Source organism: Microbacterium sp. Bi128, from assembly GCF_918698205.1.
Window position 1 is genome coordinate 1 of the sequence record NZ_CAKKMM010001177.1, and the last position, 1,610, is coordinate 1,610.

The 1,610-nt window shown below is 65.7% G+C and carries 2 protein-coding genes and 1 pseudogene; 2 read left to right on the forward strand and 1 reads right to left on the reverse strand.

Annotated elements, in window-relative coordinates:
- Positions 1 to 409: pseudogene (locus LQV45_RS30980) on the reverse strand (hypothetical protein); the annotation flags it as partial.
- A 288-nt stretch (positions 410 to 697) separates the two neighbouring features.
- On the opposite strand from LQV45_RS30980, the gene LQV45_RS30985 reads away from it, so the two are divergent.
- Both LQV45_RS30985 and LQV45_RS30990 read left to right on the forward strand, forming a co-directional pair.
- Positions 698 to 1,249, forward strand: a complete 552-nt coding sequence (locus tag LQV45_RS30985; protein ID WP_230011137.1) for a hypothetical protein — start codon at positions 698 to 700, stop codon at positions 1,247 to 1,249.
- Positions 1,239 to 1,610 (forward strand): hypothetical protein (locus LQV45_RS30990; protein ID WP_230011140.1); only part of this gene is annotated, 372 nt, incomplete at its 3' end. The genes LQV45_RS30985 and LQV45_RS30990, both read left to right, overlap by 11 nt.

Consider the following 1,610-nt stretch of genomic DNA (forward strand, 5'->3'; position numbering starts at 1 on the left):
GCATAGCCCCCGGCCGGGACAGTGCAGTCCGGGCCAGCGCGCCGCCGAGCGGCCGCACCTCCACGAGCAGCAGCGGGCAGTCCGAACCGTCCCCGGTGAGCTCGAGCAGGTCAGCCACCGCATCTTCGCCGAAATCCTTCAGGAGCGCGCCGCCGTCCATGAAGGGCAGCGGGTCCGCCGGGTCCATGTGGATCTGGTCAACGTCGAGGTAACTCATGGGCCCGGCCGTGTCCATCAATGGGGTCGAGACCGCCCGCATCGGGGCAAGCAGCGCGTCGCCGGCCTCGCGCTTGCGCTTGCGCTCGCGATACGCGGCTGTGTCATCGGCTTTCCAGCGCTGACAGTCGGAGCACCGGCAAGCCGCGCGATACCGGGCTCGCGTGCCGTGCTCGGGTGACTTCGCGGCCACGCCTACCACCCCCGCTCTGCGCCGATCTGAGCGCGTCGACGACCACCACGCATCGGCACGCGCGGTGCGCCCCGTTCGGCCGCTGACGGCCGGCGTGCGCCCTACTGCGCCCTACCGGGAAAATGAACGGATCGGGGAGAGGGAGTTTTGGGCGCCGCGCGGGTGAGGCGTGGCGACACACGGAAAAAAGTCGCCAAATGAGGCGCGGGGCTCGGCAGGGCGCTCGTCGCATCACACTCGCGCGGTTCGGAGATGACTAAGCGCCGTGCTCGGCTGTAACCTTCCCGAATGCGGATCGGCGACTTCGTCTGGCTCGACTGGGCGAACGTACCTGGCCTGCTCGACTACCTCGGGTTGCTGCTCGCCATTGTCGGATTCGGTATCGCTATTGGACAGCTGGTACGCAGCCGCAGCGCATTAGATGCAGCGGAGCAGACCTTGTCGTCAGCACGCCGTGCACTTATCAGCAACCAGCTGATCGCCGTGCTGCCCGCTTTCGAGGAGATCGCAGCGCAACTGGGCGCTGCAGTCACGAACGACAGTCGGCCTCAGGCGGAGACAGCGCTCGACCGGTTCCAGTACCGGCAACGGGAGACACTGGCGCTCCTACAGACACTGCCGCCCGAGTACCAGGGAATCGTCCCGGCACTTGAACGCGCGGGAGCGCGAGCGCGCGCAGCGCACTCCAATCTCTTTTCCAGTCCTCACGAGACAACCGCGCAGCGCGTTGGCGACGCACTGTCTGACGTGCGTAGTGTCGCTTACGAGATCCGAACCGTCGAGGTAATGCTGCGGAACCACGTTCCGACGACACAGATTGGGGGCCGTAGTGCTCAGTGAAGCGGACTGGATTCGACTCATCAATGGCCTGTTGGTCGCCACGAACAGCGGGCGCATCCGTTGGGAAGAGGTGAACATGAAAGAGTCTGCGGCGAGCCTGCTTTTCGCCGTCGACGCCGTGTATGGAGGTCGACAGTTGACTGCCGTCCACAATCAAACGCGATACGAGTTGTCGGGTCGCGAGGGTGGTCGCCCGCCCTTCGAATTGCGGATCATTGAACCGTCAGCCGAGGGCGGTCCGCGCACAGTGGACAAGGTGAAGTCCTCTGCCTCTGCCACCTCGAATGGGTGGTACGAGGTCAACGCGGCTCTCGACCGGTTGTTCGACTCTGCGAGCGCCGGCGTCGAGTCCGGCGGACAG

Bases quoted from the DNA above. Each gene is read 5' to 3' on its own strand.
- LQV45_RS30985 (WP_230011137.1), top strand. From the start codon at position 698: ATGCGGATCGGCGACTTCGTCTGGCTCGACTGGGCGAACGTACCTGGC.